The organism is Nocardia sp. NPDC051756, assembly GCF_040681495.1.
In the GTDB taxonomy this organism is placed as follows: domain Bacteria; phylum Actinomycetota; class Actinomycetes; order Mycobacteriales; family Mycobacteriaceae; genus Nocardia.
Window position 1 is genome coordinate 122,843 of record NZ_JBFAYV010000007.1, and the last position, 24,396, is coordinate 147,238.

The window sequence follows — 24,396 nt, forward strand, 5'->3', positions numbered from 1 at the left end:
GGTGTGCGCGTCTAGAGCCGGGTGCGGAAAGTCCACAGTTCCGGGAAGAAGCGGTGTTCGTTGATGGCGCGGAGCCACGGTGCTCCGTCGGTGCCTGCCGTTCCGCTCTTGCCGCCGAGCATCCGCTCGACCACGAGCAGGTGGGTGGCCCGCCAGTGCGAGAACTGATAGGCGACCTCCAGCAGGGCCTCCGCCAGCCGGTGCGCATCGGGATGCCGGTCCGGGTGCCGGTAGATCTCCAACCACACGTCCTCGACGAGCGGATGGGATTCGTGCTGTTGCGCGGACGGCTTTTCGACGCATTCGGTGGGGACCGAAAAGCCTTGCCGGGCAAGATGTTGCAGCACCGCGTCGTACAGCGACGGCTCCAGCAGTTCGGCGCGCAGCATCGCGTGCCCGTCGCGGAACGCCGCCTCCACCTGACGCTGCGGCCGGTTGCCCATCACGAACTCCAGGGCGCGGTAGGCGAAGGACTGGGTGCCGGAGGCGTCGTTGAGCACCTCCCGGAACGCCACGAATTCATCGACCGACATGCCGTTCATCGACTCCCAGCAAGCCACCAGCACCCGCTGCGTGCGGGTCGCCCGGGCCAGCGCCAGGCAGGTGTCGGCGACGTCGTCGCGGACCAGGGCACGGCGTGCGGTGTCGAGATCGTCGATCACCGCGCGGAACAGCAGCTCCTTGACGTGACTGATCAGGATGAAGTTCAGCTCGCCGCGGGCCTCGCTGCGCGGGACCTGCAACTCGTGCAGTTCGTCCATGTGCGCGTAGGTGACGTACTCGGGCGCAACGTATTCGGGGGCGCGGGTCATTGCACTCCCTCCACGGCGCGGCACAGTGCGTCGGCCGCCTTCGACACCTGCTCGTGCGTCACGTACAGCGGCGCGAAGGCGAAGCGGATCAGGTCCGGTGGGCGGGCGTCGACCAGCACGCCGCTGTCGGCGAGCGCGCTTTCGATCTTGTCCGCCTGCGGAATTCGCAACGCGAGATGACCACCGCGGCGATCCGCCTCGCGTGGGGACGCCAGCTGATCGAGCAATTCCGGGCGGCTGCCTTCGAGGCATTCGAGGAAGAACTCGCCGAGATCCCTGGAACGCCGGTGCAATTCGTGAATCCCGACCTCGACCAGCGGGGCGAGCGCATGATTCAGGCCGACCAGGCTCAGCAGCGGCGGTGTGCCGGTGCGGGCCCGATCGATGTCGTCGGCCGGGATGAACGTCGGCACCATCGCGAACGGCTTGGCGTGCCCGTGCCAGCCGGCCAGCGGAAAGTCCACGGTCGATTGAAGTCTGGTGGGGACATAGGTGAAAGCCGGTGCGCCAGGGCCTCCGCCGAGGTACTTGTACCCGCAGCCGACGGCCAGGTCGACCGCATTCGCATCGAGATCGACCGGCAGCACACCGGTGGCATGGCTGAGATCCCACACCGACACGGCCCCTACGGCGTGACACAGCGCGGTGACCGGGCGGATCTCCCGCCGCTCCCCCGTGCGGAAGTCCACGGGTGCGGCGAGCGCCGCAGCGACCTGAGCGCCGTTGTCCCGCAGGTATTCATCGAATCCGGCCCGCGGCTCGACAACGAGTTCGCGGTCCAGAAGCCGGGCCACCGAATGCGCGATGTACAGGTCGGTCGGGAACGACTCGGCCTCGATCAGCAGCACCGGACGGTCCGGGCGCAGCCGGCAAGCGGCGGTCAGCGCGTTGAAGAGGGTCGTCGAGGTGGTCTCGCCGGCGACCAGCACCTGCCCCGGCCCGGCGCCGAGCAGCGTGCCCAGCTTGTCGCCGACCGTGCGCGGCAGCTCGAGCCAGCCGTCCCGGAACCAGGCCTGCACCTGACGCGGCGCCCACTGGCCGGACACGACGCGGTCGAGTTCGGCGGAGAGGCTGCCGCGGGGCGGGCCGAGGGAGTTCCCGTTGAGGTGGATGGAGCCCTCGGTGGCGAACTGGCGAGCGTACTGGGCCAGCGGATCGAGATCGTCCCGGCGCTTGGCCTCGGCGAGCGCCGGCATGGTTGCGCCGGATTCCGACCGAATGCTCATCCCTCACTCGCTTTCTGCTCGTCGTCGATCGCGGGCACCCACACCTGGCCGGTGATCCGCACGCTGGCGGTGTCGCCGTGGCTAGAGCCGGTGCAGCCGAAGACGGATTCGCGACCGTCTCCGGTCACCTGGCGAACCGTGACCGGCGAGCGGCCGTCCGCGGTCAGGCCGAGCCCGATGAGTCCCAGCGCGGCGGCCGCGGGCAGGCAGCCCGCGTCCTCGGGGATGCCGAACCCGGGCGCGAACACGCGGGCGAGCACCTCCTGACGATCCGGATCCCAGCGATACGCGGTGAGATCCGTGAGACCCACCTCCCGCATCCGGTCGAGATCCGGGATCCGCATCGAGCGCGGGTCGTCGGTGACCTGAACGAAGTTGAAGGCCCGTCCGATGCCACCGGCGTGCGAGCTGCCGTTGCGCCAGCCGAACAACGCGGGGTCGTACGGAATCGGTTCGTGCACAACGGGTCCGTCGAACGGCACCCGCACCTCGCGGCCGTCGGTCCACAACCATTGGCAGCCGACCTCGGCCGTGCGGCCGACCTCACCCGGTGCCAGCCGACCGGTGCCGACCACGCAGGCGGCCACGCCGGCCAGCGAATGCGTGCCGAACGGCGTCTCACCGTCGGTGTTGAAGATCCGCGACCCGAAGGTCTGTTGCGCCGGGGAGCATTCGCTCACCAGGGCGCTCTCGTCCGAATTGCCTTGGCACGCATACTCGGTGGCTTCCGCCACCGCTCTGTCGTCGCACCGGCCCTCGGGGATCAGCACATCCAAGGTGCTCCCCCGGCCGGGCGCCGCGCCGAACATGTCCACGCGTAGTACTTGCATCACTCGCCTCCCAGATGCTTCTCGGCGAAATCGACCACGACCTGCTCGTCGCCCTGATACGGCTGATCCAGGCGCGGCCAGTGCACGACGAGGTCGGTGATGCCGGCCTGCTCGAGCTCACCCGCGGCGTCCTCGTAGGCGGCGAGTGAACCGGTGATCCCGCCCACCGCCGCGTCGGCGACGAACAGCTTGCCGAGGGTGGCCGGGTCCCGGCCCGCCCGCTCGCACGCGGCGTCGATGACGCGCACCTGGTCTCGCAACAGGGGCACGACCTCGCGCAGCGGCCGCCTGCGGAAGTCGTTGGGCGGTCCGGACGTAACCCAGTACCGCGCGAACCTGGCGGCCAGCGCCATGCCCCGCGGGCCGGTCGCGGCCACGGCGAAGGGCAGGCGCGGCGCGTCGCCGGCGCGCGGATGGAAGTCCACGCCCGACGCGGTGTACCAGCGTGACACCTTTGTCACGGAGCCTCGGGCGAGCACGGTGTCGAGGAGTTCGACGAACGCCTCGAATCGATCGGCGCGCTCGCGCGGGCCGAGGTCCGGCCCACCGAGGATGCTCACGTCGAATCCCGGTGCGCCGGAGCCGAGTCCGCAGATCAGCCGGCCGCTCGCGATGTCGTCGACGGTGACGAGTTCCTTGGCGAGCGCGACCGGATTGCGGAAGTTGGGGGTGGCCACGAGCATGCCGAGGCCGATGGAACTGGTGACGGTGGCCGCGGCCGTGAGCGTCGGAATCGAGCCGTACCACGGGCGATCCGCGAGCCAGCGCCACATCAGGTGGTCGTAGGTCCAGGCGTGCTGGTAGCCGAGTTGCTCGGCGGCGCGCCACCGGTCGGCGGCGACCTTCCACTCGTGCTCGGGCAGTAGGACAATGCCGTGCTTCATCGGCGCGCCTCCTCGAGTCGCATGTCCGATACCAGCCGGGCGGCCCGATCCAGCACGTGCAAGATGTCGGTGACCAGCGGTCGCATCACCGCGTCGGACTGGGCGGTGACGACCGGATGATGTTGCCCGTCGACATTGGGGTACAGCCCGTTGTGCCGCAGGTCCGCGGTGAGATCCGCGATCCGGGCATCGAGCTGGGCCACGAATTCGGCGTGGCTGACCGGGCGCCGGACGGTCAGGAAGAAGTTGTCGTAGAGGTCTTCCTTCTCCCGGGAGACGCTGACGCCGGGTGTGCCGGCGGATTTCTGCAACAGCGAATGACCGTCCGGCACAAGATGATCGGCGATATGGCTGTGCGTCGCCTCGTTGCGGGCGACGGCCGCGTCGAGCGCGGCGCACGATGGATCGTCCTGCCACGGCATCTTGCCGCGGAAGATCCGGCGGACCGGTCGATAGTCCGGCGCCCAAGTGCCGCTGAACGCGGGGTGCTGCAACGCCATTCGCGCGCGGATGTCGGCGTGGTAGTGGTCCCGCGGGACGGTGGACGAGTAGAGCAGCATCGCGCTGTACCCGTCGACGCAGGCCGACAGCAGGTCGAGTTCGCGCTCGCCGGGCCCGTCGGCCTCGTCGTCGGAGTGCAGCCACACCACGTCACACATGGCCCGCCACATCAGGAACGAGATCTGGTGACCGGCTATCCAGCGGTACCAGAAGAGCCGTTCCTCCTCCACCGGCTGGGCGCCGAATACCTTGTAGTCCAGCATTTCTCGATCGGCGGCGTCGGCATCGTTGTGCGCGTCCGCGGAACCCTCGAAGCCGTCGCCCAGCGGCGGCATGAACAACACATGCGGCTGCAACGCGGGCGGCCGGCGCCCCTTCGACTGATGTCCGTTAGTACTCACGACCCCGCTCCAGGAAAGTAGAGGAATTCCATTTCGAGGCCGTTCGGATCGACCACGTACAGGCTCTGCATGCCGTCCGCATCGGTCACGATGTCGGACGGCGCTTCGTCCCTGGCCCAGTGCAGGTCGGTCGACGCGCGCGCCTTCAGCCACTGCTCCCGAAGGGCGACCAGGTCTTCCGGCCGGTCCACGGTGATACCGACGTGTTGATATTGGTAGCCGAGCGGGTCCGGGCCGTCCTGTGTGTGCCCGGACCGGTCGAAGACGTGGAATCGCACGTCCCCCGTTTTCAGCTCGACCAGCTTCTCGATTCCCGGCAATCGCTCGAGAGTGAGTGGCGAGAAGCTGTCGAGCTTCCATTCCACCGTGGCGCCGAGGAATTCCTGGTACCACCGGATCGTGGCGTCCACGTCGTCGGTCTGAATGGCGAGGTGGTGAAATCTCGGCGCGATGTCAAGCCCGTGCATCGGATGCCTTTCCGTCGCGAATGTGCTCATGGCGGGTCCCTCACCGCTGTGGGAGGGAATGTCCCAGCACCTTCCATACTCGACGGAGAGCGAGGTCAGGGGCAATCAAATGGGGTTCAAGAAACTCTTAAATCGCTGTCAGACAACAGTTGTCGGCGCTTGCCGAAAACCTTTGATTACCAGGGGTTTAATGCGCTCGAAACCGGATACTCCGGTGCGCTGGATGATTCGAGTCCAATGGGGCGGCGCGCATACGGCCACGCCGCCCGACTGGACGCATCTCCATGAAACATAATACGCCGCAACCATATTGGCGGCGATTACGAACTGTGCCCGGACCCCTCGGCACGGGCCGGCTGCATCGCCGGCTGCACGGGTGCCTGATTGCGTTGCAGCAGATCAGGTATCAGCGTGAGCAGCCCGCACAGCGCCATCGCCGCGCCGATCCACAGCGGTGCCGTGAGACCGAGTCCGGCGCTGATCCCGAGGCCGCCGAGCCACGGGCCGATCATGACACCGATGTTGATGGCCGACCCATTGACCGTGTTGACCAGGGCACCCTCGTTCGACACCGACATCACCCTGGCCGCCATGGCCGGGTTGAGCGGCAGGCCGATCAGGCCTAGCAGCACGGTGGCGACAATGGTCGGCGCCTGGTATTCGACGCACAGCGCGAAACCCGCGAGTACCAGCATCAACGCGATCAGGCCTGCGAACAGGATCGGCCGCGTGTAGCGGTCCGCGAACCGGCCGACGACGGCGTTGCCCAGCACGGTGGCGATCCCGTACATGGCGAACAGCACCGGCACCGTGGCCGGCGCGAAGTGCGACGCATCGGTGAAAATCGGTGACAGATAGGTGAATCCGGCCACGACCGAGCCGATGACCAGGGCATTGGTCGCGTACGCGCCCCACAGGCGCAGGTTCCGGAACGCCGGGATCTCCGCCCGGAAATCCATGGTCTGGGTATTGCCGCCGGACGGCACCAGCGCCACGACCGCGGCGATACACACCACCGCCAGCGCGTCGACCAGCCAGAAGCTGGCCCGCCACCCGAAGTGCTGCTCGATGAAGGTGGCCAGCGGCAGGCCGACGACCTGGGCGACCATCATGCCGCCGTACAGCACCGACATGGCGCGTCCGCGCCGTTCGGCGCCGACGAGACGCACACAGACCGCGGCGCCGACCCCGAAGAACGCCGACGCGGCCAGCGCGGTCACCACCCGGGCGATCACCAGCACCCAATAGTCCTGGGCCAGCGCGCCGATCGTCTGCCCGACCACGAACACCACGAGCAGCCAGATCAGCGACTTCTTCTGCGGCACCTTCGACAGGCCGACGATCAGCGCCGGCCCGCCGACGACCATGCCGAAGGCGAAGATCGAGACGAGATAGCCGATGGCGGCGATGGAGACGCCGAGGTCACTCGACATGCCGGGAATCAGCCCGGCGACCATGATTTCGGTGGTGTTGAGGCAGAAGACGCCCAGGCCCAACACGTATACGGCGAACGGCATGGCACCCCTCACGGCTGGGCGAACGCGGTCCACCGGTTGCCGAACGGGTCGGTGAACTGTCCGATGATCAGGCCGGTCGCGTCGGCGAACGGGTCCATCAGGCGTTGTCCGCCTGCCTGTTCGACGCGGGTGAGCAGGTCGGCTACGTCGGTGACGAGCAGTCCCGGAATCGCGTAGTCGGCCGGGTTCGGCATGCCGGTCACGTCCATCGTCCCGCCGATCGGCTCCTTCGAACCGCCCGGGTGCACGCTGTAGTAGACCGCCCCTTCGGCGGCCTCGTCCCGCTCATATGCCCAGCCGAAAGCGTGTTCATAGAATTTCCGGGTGGCCTCGAAATCCGTTGTGCCGATTTCGAACCACGCCGTCGCGTTCGGCGCCGGAGCCGGCCGGACATACTCGCGCGCGGCGGGCTCGAACAGCCCGATTTTGTTCCCCTGCACGTCGGTGATCACCGCGTGCAGATCGCCCGCTGCGGTCCGGGCGGGATCCTCGAAAACCTTGGCGCCCAGCGTTTCCAGACGCGGAATCGTCGAGGCGATGTCGTCGCAGACGACACTGATCCACAGCGCGTCCTGGCTGCCGCGGCGCAATGCGCCCATGCTCGCCGACGCGCCTGGCGCGGTGATCGTGTAATAACCGGGGCCGAACGAGGTGAATTGCCAGTCGAATATCCCCTGGTAGAACTGCTTATCGAGTTCCGGATCGGTGGCGGCGATTTCGAACCACCCCACGGTGGTCGGGTGCGTACCCGAGGTGCTCATAACCACTCCTCCTGTATGACAGAGTACGAGTTGGTGTAGCGCTAATTACCGTAAACTAGTTTCCGACGGGAAATCAAGTCCACAACCGGGTGAGGAGAGACCAGTGCCTGTCGACGAAAACGGCCACAGCCAGGTACTCGACTGGCAGGACGGGATAGAGAACGCGCTGGCTCACCTGACCTGTGTGCTGGTGGCGCGCCGCACCCGGACGACCCCCGAGCGGGTGACCTGGCAGCAGTACGACGTGCTCGAAATGCTGCGTCTACGTGGGCCGATGACGCCATCGGCGCTGAGCGATTCGCTGAGCGTCTCGCGCCCGACCATGTCCAAGGCGCTGCGCGTGCTGAAGGATCAGGACCTGGTGGAACAGGCCGCGCTCGGCACCGACCGGCGCGAACAGACCACCTCGCTCACCGCGGTCGGACGCGAATTCCTCGACCGCGCAGCCGAATGCAGGCGGGACAACGCCAAAATCGCCGAGTCCGTGCTCACCCCGGCCGAGCAAGCAGTTTTCGCCGACCTGTGCGGCAAAGTCGCCGAGGCGATCCATGTTGCCGCGCAGCCCGCGCCGATATCGCCGTAACCTGCCCGGATATATGGCTTCAAGAGCTTTTGACAGTAACTTGAAGATTCTCTGGATGTGCCGGACATAGCCGTCCGGATATGTTCGATGTAGTGGAAATCGGCCGCAGCCATCGTGCTTGCCATCGGCCGAAACCATTGCGTCGAAAGGAGTTTGCCGTGCCTGAATTCAGCGCCGGCACCATACAGTCCGCGATAGTCGGTTTCGATCCGCTCGAACGCACGTGGGTCACCGGCGAGAACGCGGGCCTGTCGTTCGCTACCGCGCCCGCGCTGGAGGGTGAGCTGCTCGTCGACGAGGAGTCGCGCGCGGCGGTCGCCACCGATCTGGGCAACATCACCAACCACAAGCCCGCGGCGGTCCTGCGGCCACGCTCGGCGGAGGACATCGCCGCGATGATCCGCTTCTGCCGCGCGCACGACGTCAGCGTGTCGACCCGAGGCGCGGCGCACACCACGCTCGGCCAGGGCCTCACCGACGGTTTGGTGATCGAGAACAAATACCTCAACCGAATCCATTCCATCGGTACGGATGCCGCCGAGGTCGACGCCGGGATCCTGTGGAAGGACCTGATCAACGCCGCCTACGCGCAGTCGCCGAAGCTGACGCCGCCGGCCGTCACCGGCTACACCTCGCTGACCGTGGGCGGCACACTCTCGGTGGGCGGGCTCGGCGGACTCGTCGGCGCGTTGAACACCGGGTTGCACGTCGACCACGTGCGTGAGCTCGAGGTCGTCACCGGGACCGGCGCGATCGAGCGCTGCTCGCCGCGGCACAAGCCCGACCTGTTCGAGGCGGTACTCGGCGGGCTCGGCCAATGCGGTGTCATCACCAAGGCTGTGCTCGACCTGGTGCCCGCGGCCGAACGCGCCCGCAGCTACGTGCTGGAGTACACCGACAACGCAAAGTTCTTCCGCGATGTGCGCACGCTCATCGAGCGACCGGCCATCGATCACGTCTACGCGGAGTTGTACTCGCCGGAGTCCGAGCCGACCCATCGGCTTTATGCGACAGTCCTTTACGATCCGGCCACGCCGCCGGACGACGCGGTCGCGACCGAGGGCCTGACCACCGAGGCGTTGATCGACGACACCACCTACCTGGACTACGCGTACAAGATCGACACCCTGGTCGACGGCATGCGCGACGAGGTGGGCTGGGATCGGCTGGTCAAGCCGTGGTACGACGTGTGGCTGTCCGGCGCCGTCGTCGAGGAATACGTCGGCGAGGTCCAGGCGCAGCTCAGCGCGCGCGATATCGGGCCGTTCGGGATCAGCCTGCTGTATCCGCAGCGGCGCTCGCACCTGACCCGGCCGCTGCCGCCGGTGCCCGAGGCGAACGGTTCCGATTGGGTGTTCGTGCTCGACATCAACACCGTGGCCGAGACGCCCGGCGTCGATCCGGCGTTCATCGAGGAAATGCTGGACCGCAACGATCGCATGTTCGCCCACGCGCGTAAGGAATACGGGGCCGTGCTCTATCCGATCGGCTCGCTGCGCTTCACCGCGCCGGACTGGCGGGCGCATTACGGCGACAAGTGGACGACGTTGCGGGCCGCGAAGACTCGCTACGACCCCAGCGCCATTCTCGCGCCGGGTCTCAAGATCTTCCAAGACGACTAGGGAGTTTCCCCATGCCTCCATCCAAGCCCGAGCTGACCGGGACCACCGGCGCAGTTTCCAGTACGCACTGGCTCGCCTCCGCCGCGGGCATGCGCATTCTGGCCAACGGCGGCAACGCCTTCGACGCCGCCGTCGCCGCCGGCTTCGTGCTCCAGGTGGTGGAACCGCACTTCAACGGGCTCGGCGGCGACCTGTCCGTAGTCGCGCATCGGGCGAGAAGCGGTGATGTGCAGCAGATCTGCGGTCAGGGACCGATGCCTCGCGCGGTCAGCATCGATACCTTCGCCGAACTCGGGCTGAGCGGCATCCCCGGGTCGGGGCTGTTGCCCGCCTGTGTGCCCGGCGCGTTCGGTGGCTGGATGCGGATGCTCGCGGAGTTCGGCACCATGCACCTGGCCGATGTGCTGCAACCGGCGATCGGGTACGCGGACAACGGCTTTCCGTTGCTGCCCGAGACCGCGCAGGCCATCCAGGTGCTCGCTCCGCTGTTCCGCGACGAGTGGACCGGGTCGGGTCAGACGTATCTGAAGGGTGGCGTCGCACCCGCGGCGGGCAGCCGGTTCCGTAATCCGGCGCTCGCCAACACCTATCAGCGGCTGATCAAAGCGGCCGAGTCCGCGTCGAGCGACCGTGAGGCGCAGATCCAGGCCGCACACGATGCCTATTACAAAGGCTTTGTGGCGGAGGAGATCTCGGAGTTCCTCGCGACCGGCCCGATGCTCGATTCCACCGGCAGGCGGCACAGCGGACTGCTGACCGCCGATGATCTCGCCGGGTGGCAGGCCACCGTCGAGACCGCCCCGAGCTACAACTACGGTGCGCACCAGGTGTTCAAGCCCGGACCGTGGTCGCAGGGCCCGGTGTTCCTCCAGCAGATCGCATTGCTGGACGGATTCGACCTCGGGAAGATGGGCCTGGGCAGCGCCGACTACCTGCACACCGTGACGGAGTGCACGAAGCTCGCGATGGCCGATCGTGAAGCCTGGTACGGAGATCCGGCATTCAGCGACGTGCCCCTGGCCGGGCTGCTCGACGAGGAGTACAGCCGGGAACGGCGGGCCCTCGTCGGTCCGCGGGCCGCGCTGGACCTGCGGCCGGGTGCGCCCGGCGGCCGGACCTCGTTCATCCCCGAACGGTCCGTGCCGGACTACCAGGAGGCCGAGACCGAGTGGATGTCTCAGCTGCGCAACGGATTACCGACGATCTTGCAGGAGACCACGACGAAGGGCGACACCGTCACCGTCACCGCGGTCGACCGGCACGGCAACATGGTCGCCGCGACGCCCAGCGGCGGCTGGCTGAAGAGTTCGCCGACCATCGCGAGCCTCGGCTTCTCGCTCGGCACCCGCGGCCAGTGCGGCTATCTCACGCCGGATCACCCGAACTCGCTGGCGCCCGGCAAGCGGCCGCGGACCACGCTCAGCCCGACCGTGGTGCTGCGCGACGGCCGCCCGTATGTCGCCTTCGGCACGCCGGGTGGCGATCGGCAGGACCAGTGGACGTTGCAGTTCTTCCTCAACGTCGTCGATTTCGGTCTCGACTTCCAGACCGCCACCGAAACCACCGCCTTCCACACCGATCAGGTGCCGGCGTCCTTCACGCCGCACGCGCACCGGCCCGGCGTCCTGGTGGCCGAGGAGACCTGCGATCCGGCGGTCGTCCAGCAGCTGGAACAGCGCGGCCACGAGGTGGAACTCGTCCCCGCGTACTCGCTGGGCCGGGTCTGCGCGACCGGGTTCACCGAGGACCACGAGTTCGTCCGGGCGGCCGCGAGCCCGCGCAAGCGGCACGCCTACGCCGTAGCCGAATAGCGCTGGACGACACCACTTTCGAAAGGAACCACGATGACGACCACCGAATATCGTCCGGAGATCATCGAACTCACCGATGAGCAGCAGCGCAGGGAATGGCAGGCGTTCACGCTGTCCGACCTGCCCGAGATGATCAGCGCGATGCACGTCTGCCACGCGGTGCGGGCGATCGCCGACACCCCGCTGCTGGAGCGGCTGAAGTCCGGACCGCGCAGTCCAGCCGACGGGTTGCTGGCCGGGATCGATCCGGATATGGGGCCCGGTTTTCTGCGCTATCTGGTCAATCGAGGAATCCTCGAGACCCGGGGCGAGGAATTCTTCCTGACCCGGCTCGGCGAGTTCCTCACCACGGATGTCTCGCTGGCTCGTCTCGGCGTCTATGTCGACGCGTATGGGATGGTCACCAGCCGGACCGGCGATCTGCTCACCGGCAAGGCGGTGTACGGCAAGGACGTGATTCGCGACGGCGGCAAGCTCGGCGCGCACTGCGACACTCTCTTCTCCGCCTTCCACACTCCCACTCTGCTCACCGCTATGCGCGGCCGCAACGTCGAGCGCATTCTCGACATCGGTTGTGGTGGCGGATCATTGGTCGTGGATGCATGCCTGCGCGATCCTTCGCTGACCGGTATCGGCTTGGATATCGATGCCGACGCCGTCGCGGTGGCGAACGAGCACGCCCGCACCTCCGGTGTGGCCGATCGGGTCAAGTTCGTTGTCGGGGACGCGTTCGCGCCGAAGACCTGGCCGAAGGAATGCTTCGAGGCGGACGGGCTGTGCATGATGAGCGCGTTGCACGAGCATTTCCGGCACGGCGAGCAGGCCGTCATCGATCTGTTGAACGAGATCTCGGCGACCTTCCCGGCATTGAAGATCCTGTTGGTCGGCGAGCCCGAAATCCGTTACGACAGCAGGGAAAACGACGACGACTTCTTCCTCATCCACGTGCTGACCGGCCAGGGACTGCCGCGTGATCGTGCCGCCTGGTTCGACGTGTTCGAGAAGTCCGAGCTGACCTGTCGCCGGATGTACACACGACCGGAGGCCGGCCCGCGGTTGTGCTTCTACGATCTGGCCGGAAAGGACCAGTCGTGACCACGACAGCGACCCCCGGCGCCGCGGTCGAGACCGATCTGGACCTGTTCTCGACCGAGGCCCTGCTCGATCCGGTGCCCAGCTATCAGACCCTGCGTGACCTGGGGCCGGTCGTCCAGATGACCGAACACGATCTCTACGGGCTGTTCCGGTACGACCAGGTGCGGGCCGCGCTCGTCGACTGGGAGGGGTTCAGCTCCGCCCAGGGCATCGCGATGAACCCGACGGCCAACGAACTGTCGGACGGGTCGCTGCTGTCGATGGACCCGCCGCGGCACCGAGCCGTGCGCAAGGTGCTCGACGACGCCCTGCGGCCCAAGTATGTGCGCAAGGTCGCGGGCAATATCGAGCAGCTCGCCGACGAACTGGTCGACGACCTGATGCAGCGCGAAACCTTCGACGGCGTCACCGATTTCGCGGCCAAGCTGCCGGTGGACATCGTGATGGACCTCATCGGCTTCCCCCGCGACGAACAGCGGGACAAGATTCTGGTCTGGGCGCTCGGCGCGTTCAACTACTTCGGGCCGCCCGGTGAACGTCAGCTGTCGACCTTCCCGGACGTCGAGGCACTCATGCAGTATCTCGTCACCGATGCGACGCCGGACAAGTTGCTGCCGGACAGCTTCGGCCAAATCGTCTGGGAGGCAGCCGATCGCGGCGAGATCACCGAGAACGAAGCCTTGATGACCATGAGCGCCTACGCTTGCGCTGGCCTCGACACCACCATCGCCGGCGTGGCCAGCACCCTGTGGCTGCTGGCCGAGAACCCGGACCAGTGGACGGCCATTCGGCAGGATCCGAAGCTGATCCCCGGCGCGTTCCTGGAGGGCGTCCGGCTGGAGACGCCGATCCAGCACTTCTCCCGGGTCACGACCGAGGACCGGGAGATCGACGGCGTCACCATTCCCGAGGGTGCGCGGGTCTTGGTCTCCTACGGTGCGGCCAACCGCGACGAACGCCACTACCCCGACCCGGACAGGTTCCAGGCGGACCGCAACCCGGCGGACACCGTCGGCTTCGGTTTCGGCGTACACAACTGTCCCGGAAGGACTCTCGCCTCGATGGAGGCAAACGCGTTGTTCGCCGCGCTCGCCAAGCGCGCGACCTCGCTGGAACTCACCGGTGGCCCCATCCGGGAACCGAACAACATCACCCGGGGACTGGAAACGCTCCCCATGCGCATCTCCTGAAAGGGGCGACGATGAGAGCGGCACAGATTGTCGAGTACGGCGCCCCACTCGAGTTGCGCGACATCCCCGATCCCACACCGGAACCCGACGGCGTCGTGCTCGAGGTTATCGCCACCGGCATCTGCCGTAGCGACTGGCACGCGTGGATGGGTGACTGGGGTTGGATGGGCGGACAGGTCGCGTTGCCGCGCACTCTGGGGCACGAGATCGTCGGTACAGTCACGGCGGTCGGTCGCGAGGTGCGTGGTGTGCGGATCGGTGATCGGGTCACCACTCCGTTTCACCTGGCCTGCGGGACGTGCGCGTTCTGCCGGTCGGGGCAGGCCAATGTGTGCGACAACATGCAGGTACTCGGGTTCTGGTGTGACGGTGGGTATGCCGAATACGTCCAGATCTCCAATGCCGACTTCAACTGTGTGCTGGTGCCGGACGAGCTCACGCCGGTGGCGGCGAGCGCGATCGGGTGTCGATTCATGACGGCGTTCCACGCGGTCACCGGGCAGGGGCAGGTTCGTCCCGGCGAATGGGTTGCTGTGCACGGAGTCGGCGGCGTCGGGCTAGCCGCCGTTCAGATTGCCAGTGCCGCAGGGGCTTCCGTTGTCGCGGTGGATATCGATGCGGGCAAGCTCGCGCTGGCCAAAGAGCAGGGCGCGGCGCATACCGTCGATGCGAGCGTCGAGCAGGAGGTGCCCGCGGTGATCCAGGAGGTTACCGGTGGTGGTGCGCATGTCTCGATCGATGCGCTCGGCACCAGAGCGACGGTGGTGAATTCCGTACGCTCGCTGCGCAAACGCGGCCGGCACGTGCAGGTGGGGCTGACCAGCGCGGCGGATTCCGGTGAGATCCCGCTGCCGATGGATCTCATCACCATCGGCGAGTTGACCGTCGTTGGCTCACACGGCAATCCGCACTCCAGCTATCCGGAGTTGCTCTCGCTGGTCACCTCCGGTCGGCTCACGCCGCAGACCTTGGTGCAGCGCACCGTTTCGCTCGACCGGGCCGGGGAAGTCCTGTCCGCGATGAGCGATTTCACCACCACCGGCATCACCGTCATCGACCGCTTCTGACGCGGACCGGGAGGACTCGTGGATATCAGCACCGTGGGCGTTGCCGCCCGCAACTTCCTGTCCCGGCCGCATCTGCTGTACATCGACGGCAAGTTCGTCGCTGCGGCGAGTCGCCGGACGTTCAGTACCGTCGATCCGTCTACCGGCGGGCACATTTCGGAGATCGCGCATGCGGGAGCGGATGACGTCGCGGCCGCGGTGATTGCCGCCCGTGGTGCGCTCGACGGACCGTGGAGCCGATTGTCCGCGGCCGATCGCGGGCTGCTCATCGCTCGACTGGCCGACCTCATCGACAGCAATGGCGCGGAGCTGGCCGAACTCGAAGCGCTCGATGCGGGCAAGCCGATCACGATGACGCGCGCGCTCGACGTTCCCGCCGCCGCAGCACAATTCCGCTACTTCAGTGGGTGGCCGGCGCGGATCGAGGGCGAGACGATACCCGTCGCGGTGCCGAATACGTTGTGCTACACCAGGAAAGAACCGGTCGGCGTTTGCGCGCAGATCATTCCGTGGAACTTCTCGCTGTTGATGACAGCGTGGAAGGTCGGAGCGGCACTCGCGGCCGGGTGCACCGTGGTGCTCAAGCCGGCGGAGCAGACGCCGTTGACCGCGTTGCGGTTTGCCGAGTTGATCGACGAAGCCGGTTTTCCGGCGGGCACGGTCAATGTGCTGACCGGGGACGGGGAGACCGGTGCGGCGCTGGTGGATCATCCCGGTGTCGACAAGATCGTGTTCACCGGATCCACCTCCGTGGGGCGGGAGATCGGCGCGAAGGCGGGGGCGCAGCTGAAGCGGGTGACGCTGGAGCTCGGCGGGAAGAGTCCGAACATCATTCTCCCGGATGCCGATCTCGACGCCGCGATCGCCGGAAGCTACAACGGGATCTTCTTCAATACCGGTCAGGCCTGCAACGCCGCGTCTCGGTTGTTCGTGCACGAGAGCGTGTTCGACGAGGTGATCGAAGGATTGACGGCGCGGGCGAAGAGTGCGCAGGTCGGGCCGGCGCTGGATCCAGCGACCGAATGCGGGCCGGTGGTATCGGCCGAGCAGTATCGGCGGGTGCGGGGCTACCTCGAGGACGGGGTGGCCGCCGGTGCGACGCTGACGTCGGGAGACATCCCCACCTCCTCCCCCGATGGCGGATTCTTCATTCGGCCAACGCTTTTCACCGATGTCACGCCGGACATGCGGATCTGCCGGGAGGAGATCTTCGGGCCGGTTCTGGTGGCGGCTCCGTTCGACAGCATCGATGAGGCCGTGCGCCTTGCCAACGATACCGAGTACGGTCTCGCGGCCGGTGTCTGGACGCAAAACCTCAGCGCCGCACACACTCTCGCGGCCCGCCTGCACGCCGGCTCGGTCTACCTCAATACGTGGGCACCCGGTGACCCGGCTGCCCCGTTCGGCGGGGTCAAGGCGTCCGGTGTCGGCCGGGAAATGGGGCGGGCCGGGCTCGACGCGTACCTCGAACCGAAGACCGTGTGGGCGACGCTCGCGTGAGACGACGATAGCGAAAGGATAAGACGATGTGTGGAATCGTCGGTTGGGTAGATTTCGATCGTGATCTCACTGCCGAGCGCCGGGTTCTCCAGGAAATGGTGGACACCATGGCTTTCCGTGGTCCCGATGCCGAGGGAATGTGGTTTCATCCGCATTGCGCCCTAGGCCATCGGCGGCTTTCGGTGATCGACCTCGAGGGCGGCAAGCAGCCGATGGTGACGCCGGAAACGTTGCCCGACGGGACGCCGCTGGCGGCGATCACCTACAGCGGTGAGGTGTACAACTTCACCGAACTGCGCGCGGAACTCACCGCGAAGGGGCACCGCTTTTCGACCAGGAGTGACACCGAGGTCGTGCTGCGGGCCTACCTGGAGTGGGGCACGGAATTCGTGCGGCGGTTGAACGGAATGTTCGCCTTCGCGATCTGGGACAGCCGCGTCGAGGAATTGCTGCTGTATCGGGATCGGTTGGGCGTCAAGCCGTTGTTCTATTATCCGACCGCCGATGGTGTGCTGTTCGGGTCCGAGCCGAAGGCGATTCTCGCGCATCCGGCGAGCCGGGCGGTGCTCACGCTCGACGGGCTGCGCGACGTTCTGTCGTTTGTCCGGGTTCCCGGGCAGACACCGTTGCACGGCATGTACGAGGTACGTCCCGGACATGTTCTTCGGGTTCGCCAGGGGCGGCGGACCGAGGAGAAATATTGGGAACTGGAGTCTCGGCCGCACACCGACGATATTGCCGCGAGCGTCGGCAAGGTTCGAGAGTTGCTGGAAGACATCGTGGCCCGGCAATTGGTGGCCGATGTGCCGCTGTGCACGCTGTTGTCCGGTGGATTGGATTCCAGCGCGTTGACCGCGCTCGCGCAGCGCAGGCTCGATGGCAGTGAGCGCATCCGGAGCTTCTCGGTGGATTTCGAAGGGCAGGTGGAGAACTTCGCGCCGGAGCCGTTGCGGGAGGCGCCGGATCAGCCGTTCGCGCAGGAATTGGTGCGGCACGTCGGCACCGACCATCAGACCATCCTGTTGAACAACGCGGATCTGGTTGCGCCGAGCATCCGGTCGGCGGTGTCGCGGGCTTGGGACCTGCCCTTCGGGGACGGTGATCTCGGGCCGTCGCTCTATCTGCTGTTCCGTGCGGTGCGGGAGCAATCGACTGTCGCGCTTTCCGGCGAATCCGCGGACGAGGTCTTCGGCGGGTACCTGTGGTTCCATGACGAAAAGGCCGTGCAGGCCGATACTTTTCCGTGGCACGCGCTCGGCGAGCGGTCGATCACCGAGCAGTCGACGGCGTTCCTGAATCCCGATCTGACGGCGGCACTGAACCTTCCGGAATACATCGCCGATCAGTACCAGACGGCGCTGCGAGAGGTTCCGCATCTGGCCGGCGAGACCGGGCATGACCGGCGGATGCGGATCGCGAGTTATCTGAATCTGACCCGGTGGCTGCCGGTGATGCTGGATCGCAAGGACCGGTTGAGTATGGCCAGTGGGATCGAGGTTCGGGTTCCGTTCTGCGATCATCGTTTGGTCGAGTATGTGTTCAATACGCCGTGGTCGATCAAGACCTTCGACGGACGGGAGAAGAGCCTGTTGCGCGCCGCGACCGCGGATCTGCTGCCCGAATCGATTGTGAAACGCCGCAAGGCGCCGTATCCGTCCACTCAGGATTCCGGGTATGACCGGGCGATCAAGCAGATACTCGGAAAGATTGTCGCGGAGCCGAGTTCGCCGGCGCTGCCGTTGTTCGATCTCGACGCGATCGATAAGCATCTGAACGCACCGGTGGCCGGCGCCTCGTCGATGCAGGAGCGCGGACTGTACAACGAGACGCCCATTCGCCTCGCCGAGTGGATCGCCGCGTACGACGTGAGCGTCTTGGTATAATTTCTATTTGGAAACTAGTTTTGGGTCACGCTGAGGGGAGTGGATATGTCGGATCGAGTCGGTCGGCAAGCGAACGACAGTATTACGCTGCAAGGCGTCCGCGAGAACAACCTGAAGAACGTGTCGCTGGAGATCCCCAAGGGGCGGCTGACCGTCTTCACGGGCGTATCCGGTTCCGGTAAGTCGTCACTGGTGTTCGGCACGATCGCCGTCGAGTCGCAGCGGCAGCTCAACGAGACCTTCCCCTGGTTCATCCGTAACCGGCTGCCGAAGTACGAGCGGCCGCACGCCGAAGGCATGTCGCATTTGTCGACGGCCATCGTGGTCGATCAGCGGCAGATCGGCGGCAGTTCCCGGTCGACCGTCGGCACCATGACCGAGATCAATCCCATTCTGCGCGTGTTGTTCTCGCGGCACGGCAAGCCCAGCGCGGGCGAGTCGACCATGTACTCGTTCAACGTGCCGCAGGGCATGTGTACCGAATGCGAGGGGCTCGGGCGCACCGCACGACTCGACCTCGATTTGCTGTTCGACAAGAAGAAGTCGCTGAACGAGGGAGCCATCACGTCGCCGCTGTATGCGGTCGGTGGTTACCCGTGGACGATCTACGCCGAATCCGGGTTGTTCGATCCGGACAAGCCGCTGGCGAAGTTCACCGCGGAGGAATGGGACAAGCTGCTGTACGGCGAGGGGTTCAAGGTCCGCCGTCCCGGCAAAGACGTGACGCATTCCAATGAGTACGAAGGCGTGGTCACCAAGTTCAATCGGCGCTACCTGAAGAACGGGCTCGATGCGCTGAAAGAGAAGGAGCGCAAGGACGTCGAGCAGGTCGTGCGGGTCAGTACCTGTGAGGTGTGTGGTGGTGGGCGGCTCAACAAGGCCGCGCTGGCGTCGAAGATCAACGGCAAGAACATCGCCGACTATGCGGCCCTGGAAGTCAGTGAGTTGATCGTCGAGTTGGGACATATCGATGACCGGGTCGCGAAACCTGTTGTCGAGGCGGCCGTTACGGCACTGACCCGGCTGGAATCGATCGGGCTCGGGTATCTCAGCCTCGGTCGTGAGACGTCCACGTTGTCCGGCGGTGAAGGGCAGCGGCTGAAGACTGTCCGGCATCTCGGTAGCAGTTTGAGCGACCTCACCTTCATCTTCGACGAGCCGAGCGTGGGGCTGCATCCGCGAGATGTGCACCGGCTCAACGAACTTCTCGCCGAGTTGCGGGACAACGGCAATACGGTGCTGGTCGTGGAACACAACCCCGATGTCATGGCGGTTGCCGATCGGATCGTCGACATGGGGCCCGAAGCCGGTACGCACGGCGGCGAGATCGTGTTCGAAGGGACTTATCGGCAGCTGTTGAAGGCGAGCACGCTGACCGGGCGGAGGCTGCGGGAGCACACGGGCTTGAAGGAGTCCGTGCGCAAATCGACTGGTGCGCTGGATATCAGCAAGGCCACGGTGAACAATTTGCACGACGTGTCCGTGAGCATCCCGACCGGAGTGCTCACCGCGGTGACCGGCGTGGCGGGATCCGGTAAGAGTTCGCTCATCTCAGGGGCTTTCGCGGCTCAGCATCCGGATGCGGTGATGGTGGACCAGTCGGGTATCGGTATCTCCTCACGATCTACGCCGGCGACGTACGTGGACATCATGGATACGGTTCGTGGTTTGTTCGCGAAGGAGAATGATGCCGAGCCTGGGCTTTTCAGCTTCAACTCCACCGGTGCCTGCCCTGCGTGCAAGGGGCGCGGGATGATCGAGACGGACCTCGCCTACATGGACCCGGTCACCGTGACCTGCGAGGTGTGTGAAGGCAGTCGGTACCGGCCGGAGGCGCTGGCGAAGACGTTGCGCGGCAAGAACATTGCCGAGGTGCTCGCGCTGACCGTCGAAGAGAGTCTGTCCTACTTCACCGAAGCGAAGGTGACCAGCAAGCTCGCGACGCTCAGCGAGGTCGGTTTGGCCTATCTGACGCTGGGGCAACCGTTGTCGACCCTGTCGGGTGGTGAGCGTCAGCGCCTGAAACTCGCGCTCCGACTGCAAGATACGGGTACCGTCTTCGTTTTCGACGAGCCGACCACCGGGCTGCACATGGCCGATGTCGACCGTCTGCTCGTGCTGTTCGATCGGCTGGTCGACGAGGGAAACACCGTCATCGTGGTCGAGCACGACTTGGAAGTCGTCAAACACGCCGATTGGGTCATCGATCTCGGACCCGATGCGGGGCGTCACGGTGGACGGATCCTCTTCGAAGGCACTCCGAAACAGCTCACCGCCGACAAGAAGTCGGTTACTGCGAAGTACTTGCGAACCGATCTCGAGCGGGCCGATCGCTGAGTCGCCTGGATCAGCCAAGGGCGCGGTCGGCCAGTGCGGCGACGATCGGGGTGAGGGTTTTGGCGTAAGTGACGGTCAGGTGGTTGTCGTCGCGGTAGATGAGGTTGTTGCGGGCGATGAGTGGGCAGCGGGTGGTCGTGCAGAAGAGGTCGGTGAGGTCGGCGTATTGCGCGCCGGCCGAGGTTGCGGCGGCTCGTTCGGCCGCTATGCCCTCATCGTTGACTGCGATCGGGCGCGATGGTGAGCAGGCAAGTGCGTCGTCCAGGTGGTCGGACAGGCAGGTCGGCGCGGTGGTGTGCGGGTCCGGAATCGGGCCGAGGACAAGGACATTCGCGCCGGTTGCGCGTAGCTGGGCGGTCAGGCGGGACAGGCTGTCGATCCATGCCTGGTCGTAGGTGGTGAAACCGAAGTCGCCGCCGTATCGGCGGGACATGCTCAGCACGATCAGGCGTGGGTGCTCGGCTTGCAGTCTCGACATGACCTGATGACGCCACTGCACGCATTCGGTGTACTCCCGGCCCAGGTACGGGCTGGTGATGGGCAGTTCCATCAGCGGGCAGGTGACCTTGCTCATCGTTTCCAGTCGCCAATGTCGTTGCTCGGCAACCTGTTCGAATGCGGGGCTCCACATCGCGGCGTGCGAATCGCCGACCAAGGCCACCCGGTTGGTCGAATCCGGATCGCCCGCCACGCATTCGGGCTGCCCGGTATCGAGCCACGAACGCACGCAACCGTTTCCGAACACCGCCGCCTTGTCGCCAGGCGCGTCAGCGAGGGCCGGGGAGAGATTCGATGGGACGGAATGCTGTTCGGCCGATGCCGCGACCGCGGCCTGCACCTGCGCGGTCAGCTGTCGAACCGCCGCATCGTGCGGATCGATGGTTTCCGCCACCGCCGGCTCTGGTGCCGACATCACCGTGAGCGCCTCGGCCGCCGCCCCATGACCGACCGGGGCGGGCACGAACACGAGCAACGCCACCCCGGCACCGACCGCCACCGCGGTGACCGCACCGCCACTCGCGAGACTCAGTGCGGCCGAACGTCGTAACGGTGCCGCGAACCGAACCGGATCCTCGACGAACCACAGCGTGAGCATCGCCAGACCACCCGCCGTGACGACCGCTCCTACCGCGCCGACAGTGTCGAGGCTGTGCCCGATCACCCGCGGCGCGAGCAACAACACCGGCCAGTGCCAGAGATACCAGGAATACGACAGCCGCCCCAGCGACTGCAACGGCTCGACCGACAGTGCTCGCCCCACTCCCCAGCGGGTCGCGGCACAGCCCGCGGCGATAACCAGCACCGCGCCGAGGACCGGCAGCAGCGCCGCCGTGCCGGGATACGGTGTCCGCCCGTCCAATCGGGTACAGGCGAACAGAATCAACGCCAAGCCGGACCACCCGGCGACGGTAGCCAGCGATTCCGGTAGCCGCCGCCATACCGGAACCGAAAGGGCGACAACACCTCCGAGCGCCAACTCCCAAGCCCGGGCGGGCAATGCGAAGAACGCCCACGGCGGAAGTGTGCGAGTCCAGGTGAACGAGACCGCGAACGACGCCGCAGCGATAACCGAAAGAACAATCAGATACGGAATCGGCGAAGGTTCCGCGCGACGCCGACGATGCGCGAACCACGCGACCCCGATGATCAACGCAGGCCACAACAGATAGAACTGCTCCTCCACCCCCAACGACCAGTAATGCTGAAACGGCGACGGCGGCGCATCCGCGGCCAGATAATCCGTCCCAGTCAACGCAAGCCGATAATTCCCCGCATACAACGCACTGGCAATCCCATCCCACAGCACAGCCCGAGCCTGCAACGGCGGCAACCACACCGCCGCCCCCACCGCGGTAGCAACCAGCACAATCCCCGCCGCAGGCAACAACCGCCGAGCCCGCCCACCATAGAACCGGGCCAGCCCCACCGTCCCCGTGGCCGCCACCTCCCGCCACAACATCCCGGTAATCAAAAACCCCGAGATCACAAAGAAGACATCAACCCCGACAAACCCACCCCCAACTCCCCACACCCCCGCATGAAAAACCACCACCGCCACCACCGCAACGGCCCGCAACCCCTGCACATCCCCCCGAAACCCATCCCCCACCCCACCCGCCGCGACCCGCCGAACCACCATTTCCCTGGGCACAGTCCCTACCATGGGACGCATTCTTACCAACTCTCCCCAACAATGTCCCCCCAAACTTTCCCACTCAAGAACTACTGAACAAATCTGTAAGTCACACTTACAGATTGGATCAAATTATTAGTGCACCGTCTGGTCGAACTGTCCGCATCACAGATAAATCCTCCGACAATACGGAGGATGTATTCGAACGACGTCGGCTTATCCGTGCAGGCTGTGGGCGATGGAATAGCCGATTACGGCTGCGGCCAGGCCGGCGGTGATGCTTACTGCGGCGTTGAGGAGGGCGTGGCGGTAGGCGCGTTGTTCGGCTAGGCGGACGGTTTCGTAGCTGAAGGTGCTGTAGGTGGTGAAGGCGCCGCAGAAGCCGGTGCCGGCCAGCAACATCCAGGGGGCGGAGAGGCCTGCGCCGGTGACCGCGCCGAGGATCAGGCAGCCGGTGATGTTGACGGCCAGTGTGCCCCAAGGGAAATGGCTGTCGTGGCGGGACTGGACGGTGCGGTCGAGCAGGTAGCGCAGGGGTGCGCCGAGGACGGCGCCCGCGACCACGAGCAATGCGTTCATCACGCCACCTCGACCGGGGCGGGACGGACTACGGCGCGGACGAGGATCTGGGCCAGGGTGGTGGCGACCAAGGCCGCGATCAAGGTGCCGAACAGGTAGACGGCGGCGACCATGACCGTGTTCGGGTCCAGCAGCGCCCTGATGTCGTTGGCGTAGGTGGAGAAGGTGGTGAATCCGCCGAGCACGCCGACGCCGAGGAACGGGCGGACCAACGGGTGGGCCGGGCGGAGCTCGGTGATGACGACCATCAGCACGCCGAGCAGGAAACTCCCCGCTACGTTGATCATGAACACCGCCCACGGGAATCCACCCGCCGGCGCGGGCCAGGCGAGGGTGAGCCCGTAGCGGGCCAACGCACCGAGCGCCCCACCGACCGCGATGACGGCCAAGATTGCGCCGTGGGTATCTCCGAGCTCACAGCGCTGGTCAGGGCTGTGCAGGTCGATATCGGGATCGATGAGAAGGGGTGAACGCGGGTCGATGGGCACGGCTGTCTCCTACTCCATGGGCCGCCCGAAAGCGGAGTGATGGGGTAGGGACTGTTGGCCGGCGATGCCCGCGGTTGTTCCGAATCCGATGTCCGGAGCGGCGAGCCCCACCGCCGCAGCAACCATTGTATGTCGTGTCAACGCGGGGTGCGTGCGGGGGGTATGGCCAGCGGGTTGTGGGGGCGCGCTACTACGTGCGAGTGCGGCGGAGCTTGCTCGCGGATCGGAGCACCCACGGTGCCGCGAGCCCGGCGGCCATCGCCGTCAGCGGCACGACGACCCGGCCCCAGATATCGCGAATCGGTCGATAGCGCACCACGCCGTGACTGATTTCGATGTAGCCCAGCGGACGAATGTCGGTGCCCCCGCCTATGCTGCCCTCGATACCGCCGAATCCGATCCCCGCGCGCGCCACCGGCACGATGGTGATGCCGTCGGCGGTGACCGGTTCACCGAAAACCATTGCCGCACCACGCCGTCCGCCGACCAAGTCGATGATCTGGTCCCGCATCGCCACAGCGACATCATCACCAGCGGCCTCTGCAATGAGAGAAATCGGATCCTGCGATTCCTGCATGGTCGTGAACCTCCATACCCGTCGAAACATTCGGTTCCGAGGCTAGCGGCCCGCATCCGACGCATCGTGCGGCAGCACAGTCGACAAAGATCCGTGCCACAACAGAACACAACCCGGTGGGATGGCCACCG

21 protein-coding genes are annotated in these 24,396 nt (G+C 66.1%); 9 read left to right on the top strand and 12 right to left on the bottom strand.

Annotation, left to right across the window (positions count from 1 at the left end):
* Positions 1 to 11: 11 nt before the first annotated feature.
* The 8 genes from AB0M22_RS30685 to AB0M22_RS30720 all read right to left on the bottom strand — a co-directional run bounded on the left by AB0M22_RS30685 (position 12) and on the right by AB0M22_RS30720 (position 7,399).
* Positions 12 to 812: a tryptophan 2,3-dioxygenase family protein gene (locus tag AB0M22_RS30685; protein WP_364734334.1), complete on the bottom strand. Its 801-nt coding sequence runs from the start codon at positions 810 to 812 to the stop codon at positions 12 to 14.
* Entirely contained in the window at positions 809 to 2,038 is a 1,230-nt protein-coding gene (locus AB0M22_RS30690; RefSeq protein WP_364734336.1) for an aminotransferase class V-fold PLP-dependent enzyme, read from the bottom strand. Before AB0M22_RS30690 ends, AB0M22_RS30685 begins: the two co-directional genes overlap by 4 nt.
* Positions 2,035 to 2,868 carry a phenazine biosynthesis protein PhzF gene (locus tag AB0M22_RS30695; protein ID WP_364734338.1) on the bottom strand — a complete coding sequence of 278 codons (834 nt, stop codon included), beginning with the start codon at positions 2,866 to 2,868 and terminating at the stop codon, positions 2,035 to 2,037. The genes AB0M22_RS30690 and AB0M22_RS30695 overlap by 4 nt, the downstream gene beginning before the upstream one ends.
* A complete protein-coding gene (locus AB0M22_RS30700) occupies positions 2,868 to 3,752 on the bottom strand; it encodes an LLM class flavin-dependent oxidoreductase (RefSeq protein WP_364734340.1) in 885 nt (294 codons plus the stop codon). Before AB0M22_RS30700 ends, AB0M22_RS30695 begins: the two co-directional genes overlap by 1 nt.
* Entirely contained in the window at positions 3,749 to 4,654 is a 906-nt protein-coding gene (locus AB0M22_RS30705; protein WP_364734342.1) for an L-tyrosine 3-hydroxylase, read from the bottom strand. The genes AB0M22_RS30700 and AB0M22_RS30705 overlap by 4 nt, the downstream gene beginning before the upstream one ends.
* Positions 4,651 to 5,151, bottom strand: coding sequence for a VOC family protein (locus tag AB0M22_RS30710; RefSeq protein WP_364734344.1), 501 nt, complete (start codon positions 5,149 to 5,151; stop codon positions 4,651 to 4,653). The genes AB0M22_RS30705 and AB0M22_RS30710 overlap by 4 nt, the downstream gene beginning before the upstream one ends.
* A gap of 290 nt (positions 5,152 to 5,441) precedes the next feature.
* Entirely contained in the window at positions 5,442 to 6,638 is a 1,197-nt protein-coding gene (locus AB0M22_RS30715) for an MFS transporter (protein ID WP_364734346.1), read from the bottom strand.
* Between the two features lie 8 nt (positions 6,639 to 6,646).
* The gene (locus tag AB0M22_RS30720) at positions 6,647 to 7,399 is read right to left on the bottom strand and encodes a VOC family protein (protein WP_364734348.1); all 753 of its coding nucleotides are present in this window, start codon (positions 7,397 to 7,399) and stop codon (positions 6,647 to 6,649) included.
* 103 nt (positions 7,400 to 7,502) lie between these two features.
* Between AB0M22_RS30720 and AB0M22_RS30725 the strand changes: the two genes are divergently transcribed.
* From AB0M22_RS30725 to AB0M22_RS30765, 9 genes are all read left to right on the top strand, one after another.
* On the top strand, positions 7,503 to 7,982 hold the full coding sequence (locus tag AB0M22_RS30725) for a MarR family winged helix-turn-helix transcriptional regulator (RefSeq protein ID WP_364734350.1): 480 nt from the start codon (positions 7,503 to 7,505) through the stop codon (positions 7,980 to 7,982).
* 158 nt (positions 7,983 to 8,140) lie between these two features.
* Entirely contained in the window at positions 8,141 to 9,604 is a 1,464-nt protein-coding gene (locus tag AB0M22_RS30730; RefSeq protein ID WP_364734352.1) for an FAD-binding protein, read from the top strand.
* 11 nt (positions 9,605 to 9,615) lie between these two features.
* Positions 9,616 to 11,415, top strand: a complete 1,800-nt coding sequence (locus tag AB0M22_RS30735; protein WP_364734354.1) for a gamma-glutamyltransferase family protein — start codon at positions 9,616 to 9,618, stop codon at positions 11,413 to 11,415.
* Between the two features lie 33 nt (positions 11,416 to 11,448).
* The gene (locus AB0M22_RS30740) at positions 11,449 to 12,510 is read left to right on the top strand and encodes a class I SAM-dependent methyltransferase (RefSeq protein WP_364734356.1); all 1,062 of its coding nucleotides are present in this window, start codon (positions 11,449 to 11,451) and stop codon (positions 12,508 to 12,510) included.
* Positions 12,507 to 13,700, top strand: coding sequence for a cytochrome P450 (locus AB0M22_RS30745; RefSeq protein ID WP_364734358.1), 1,194 nt, complete (start codon positions 12,507 to 12,509; stop codon positions 13,698 to 13,700). The genes AB0M22_RS30740 and AB0M22_RS30745 overlap by 4 nt, the downstream gene beginning before the upstream one ends.
* An 11-nt stretch (positions 13,701 to 13,711) precedes the next feature.
* On the top strand, positions 13,712 to 14,767 hold the full coding sequence (locus AB0M22_RS30750) for a zinc-dependent alcohol dehydrogenase family protein (RefSeq protein ID WP_364734360.1): 1,056 nt from the start codon (positions 13,712 to 13,714) through the stop codon (positions 14,765 to 14,767).
* A gap of 18 nt (positions 14,768 to 14,785) precedes the next feature.
* The gene (locus AB0M22_RS30755) at positions 14,786 to 16,267 is read left to right on the top strand and encodes an aldehyde dehydrogenase family protein (protein WP_364734362.1); all 1,482 of its coding nucleotides are present in this window, start codon (positions 14,786 to 14,788) and stop codon (positions 16,265 to 16,267) included.
* A 26-nt stretch (positions 16,268 to 16,293) separates the two neighbouring features.
* Positions 16,294 to 18,150 (top strand): asparagine synthase (glutamine-hydrolyzing), encoded by a 1,857-nt coding sequence (gene asnB, locus AB0M22_RS30760; RefSeq protein WP_364734364.1) that lies wholly within the window; start codon positions 16,294 to 16,296, stop codon positions 18,148 to 18,150.
* Between the two features lie 45 nt (positions 18,151 to 18,195).
* A complete protein-coding gene (locus tag AB0M22_RS30765) occupies positions 18,196 to 20,487 on the top strand; it encodes an excinuclease ABC subunit UvrA (protein ID WP_364734366.1) in 2,292 nt (763 codons plus the stop codon).
* Positions 20,488 to 20,497: 10 nt separating this feature from the next.
* Here the strand turns inward: AB0M22_RS30765 and AB0M22_RS30770 are convergent, their stop codons facing one another.
* The 4 genes from AB0M22_RS30770 to AB0M22_RS30785 form a co-directional block, all read right to left on the bottom strand.
* Positions 20,498 to 22,627, bottom strand: a complete 2,130-nt coding sequence (locus tag AB0M22_RS30770; RefSeq protein WP_364735133.1) for an acyltransferase family protein — start codon at positions 22,625 to 22,627, stop codon at positions 20,498 to 20,500.
* Between the two features lie 210 nt (positions 22,628 to 22,837).
* Positions 22,838 to 23,200 (bottom strand): fluoride efflux transporter CrcB, encoded by a 363-nt coding sequence (gene crcB, locus AB0M22_RS30775; RefSeq protein WP_364734368.1) that lies wholly within the window; start codon positions 23,198 to 23,200, stop codon positions 22,838 to 22,840.
* Positions 23,200 to 23,688 (bottom strand): fluoride efflux transporter CrcB, encoded by a 489-nt coding sequence (gene crcB / locus AB0M22_RS30780; RefSeq protein ID WP_364734370.1) that lies wholly within the window; start codon positions 23,686 to 23,688, stop codon positions 23,200 to 23,202. The genes crcB (AB0M22_RS30775) and crcB (AB0M22_RS30780) overlap by 1 nt, the downstream gene beginning before the upstream one ends.
* A gap of 190 nt (positions 23,689 to 23,878) precedes the next feature.
* A complete protein-coding gene (locus AB0M22_RS30785; RefSeq protein ID WP_364734372.1) occupies positions 23,879 to 24,205 on the bottom strand; it encodes a hypothetical protein in 327 nt (108 codons plus the stop codon).
* Between the last annotated feature and the right edge of the window lie 191 nt (positions 24,206 to 24,396).

Bases quoted from the DNA above. Each gene is read 5' to 3' on its own strand.
- AB0M22_RS30740 (WP_364734356.1), top strand. From the start codon at position 11,449: ATGACGACCACCGAATATCGTCCGGAGATCATCGAACTCACCGATGAG.
- AB0M22_RS30690 (WP_364734336.1), bottom strand. From the start codon at position 2,038: ATGAGCATTCGGTCGGAATCCGGCGCAACCATGCCGGCGCTCGCCGAG.
- AB0M22_RS30710 (WP_364734344.1), bottom strand. From the start codon at position 5,151: ATGAGCACATTCGCGACGGAAAGGCATCCGATGCACGGGCTTGACATC.
- AB0M22_RS30685 (WP_364734334.1), bottom strand. From the start codon at position 812: ATGACCCGCGCCCCCGAATACGTTGCGCCCGAGTACGTCACCTACGCG.
- AB0M22_RS30735 (WP_364734354.1), top strand. From the start codon at position 9,616: ATGCCTCCATCCAAGCCCGAGCTGACCGGGACCACCGGCGCAGTTTCC.
- AB0M22_RS30750 (WP_364734360.1), top strand. From the start codon at position 13,712: ATGAGAGCGGCACAGATTGTCGAGTACGGCGCCCCACTCGAGTTGCGC.
- AB0M22_RS30715 (WP_364734346.1), bottom strand. From the start codon at position 6,638: ATGCCGTTCGCCGTATACGTGTTGGGCCTGGGCGTCTTCTGCCTCAAC.
- AB0M22_RS30695 (WP_364734338.1), bottom strand. From the start codon at position 2,868: ATGCAAGTACTACGCGTGGACATGTTCGGCGCGGCGCCCGGCCGGGGG.
- AB0M22_RS30765 (WP_364734366.1), top strand. From the start codon at position 18,196: ATGTCGGATCGAGTCGGTCGGCAAGCGAACGACAGTATTACGCTGCAA.
- AB0M22_RS30700 (WP_364734340.1), bottom strand. From the start codon at position 3,752: ATGAAGCACGGCATTGTCCTACTGCCCGAGCACGAGTGGAAGGTCGCC.
- asnB (WP_364734364.1), top strand. From the start codon at position 16,294: ATGTGTGGAATCGTCGGTTGGGTAGATTTCGATCGTGATCTCACTGCC.
- crcB (WP_364734368.1), bottom strand. From the start codon at position 23,200: ATGAACGCATTGCTCGTGGTCGCGGGCGCCGTCCTCGGCGCACCCCTG.
- AB0M22_RS30720 (WP_364734348.1), bottom strand. From the start codon at position 7,399: ATGAGCACCTCGGGTACGCACCCGACCACCGTGGGGTGGTTCGAAATC.
- AB0M22_RS30770 (WP_364735133.1), bottom strand. From the start codon at position 22,627: ATGGTGGTTCGGCGGGTCGCGGCGGGTGGGGTGGGGGATGGGTTTCGG.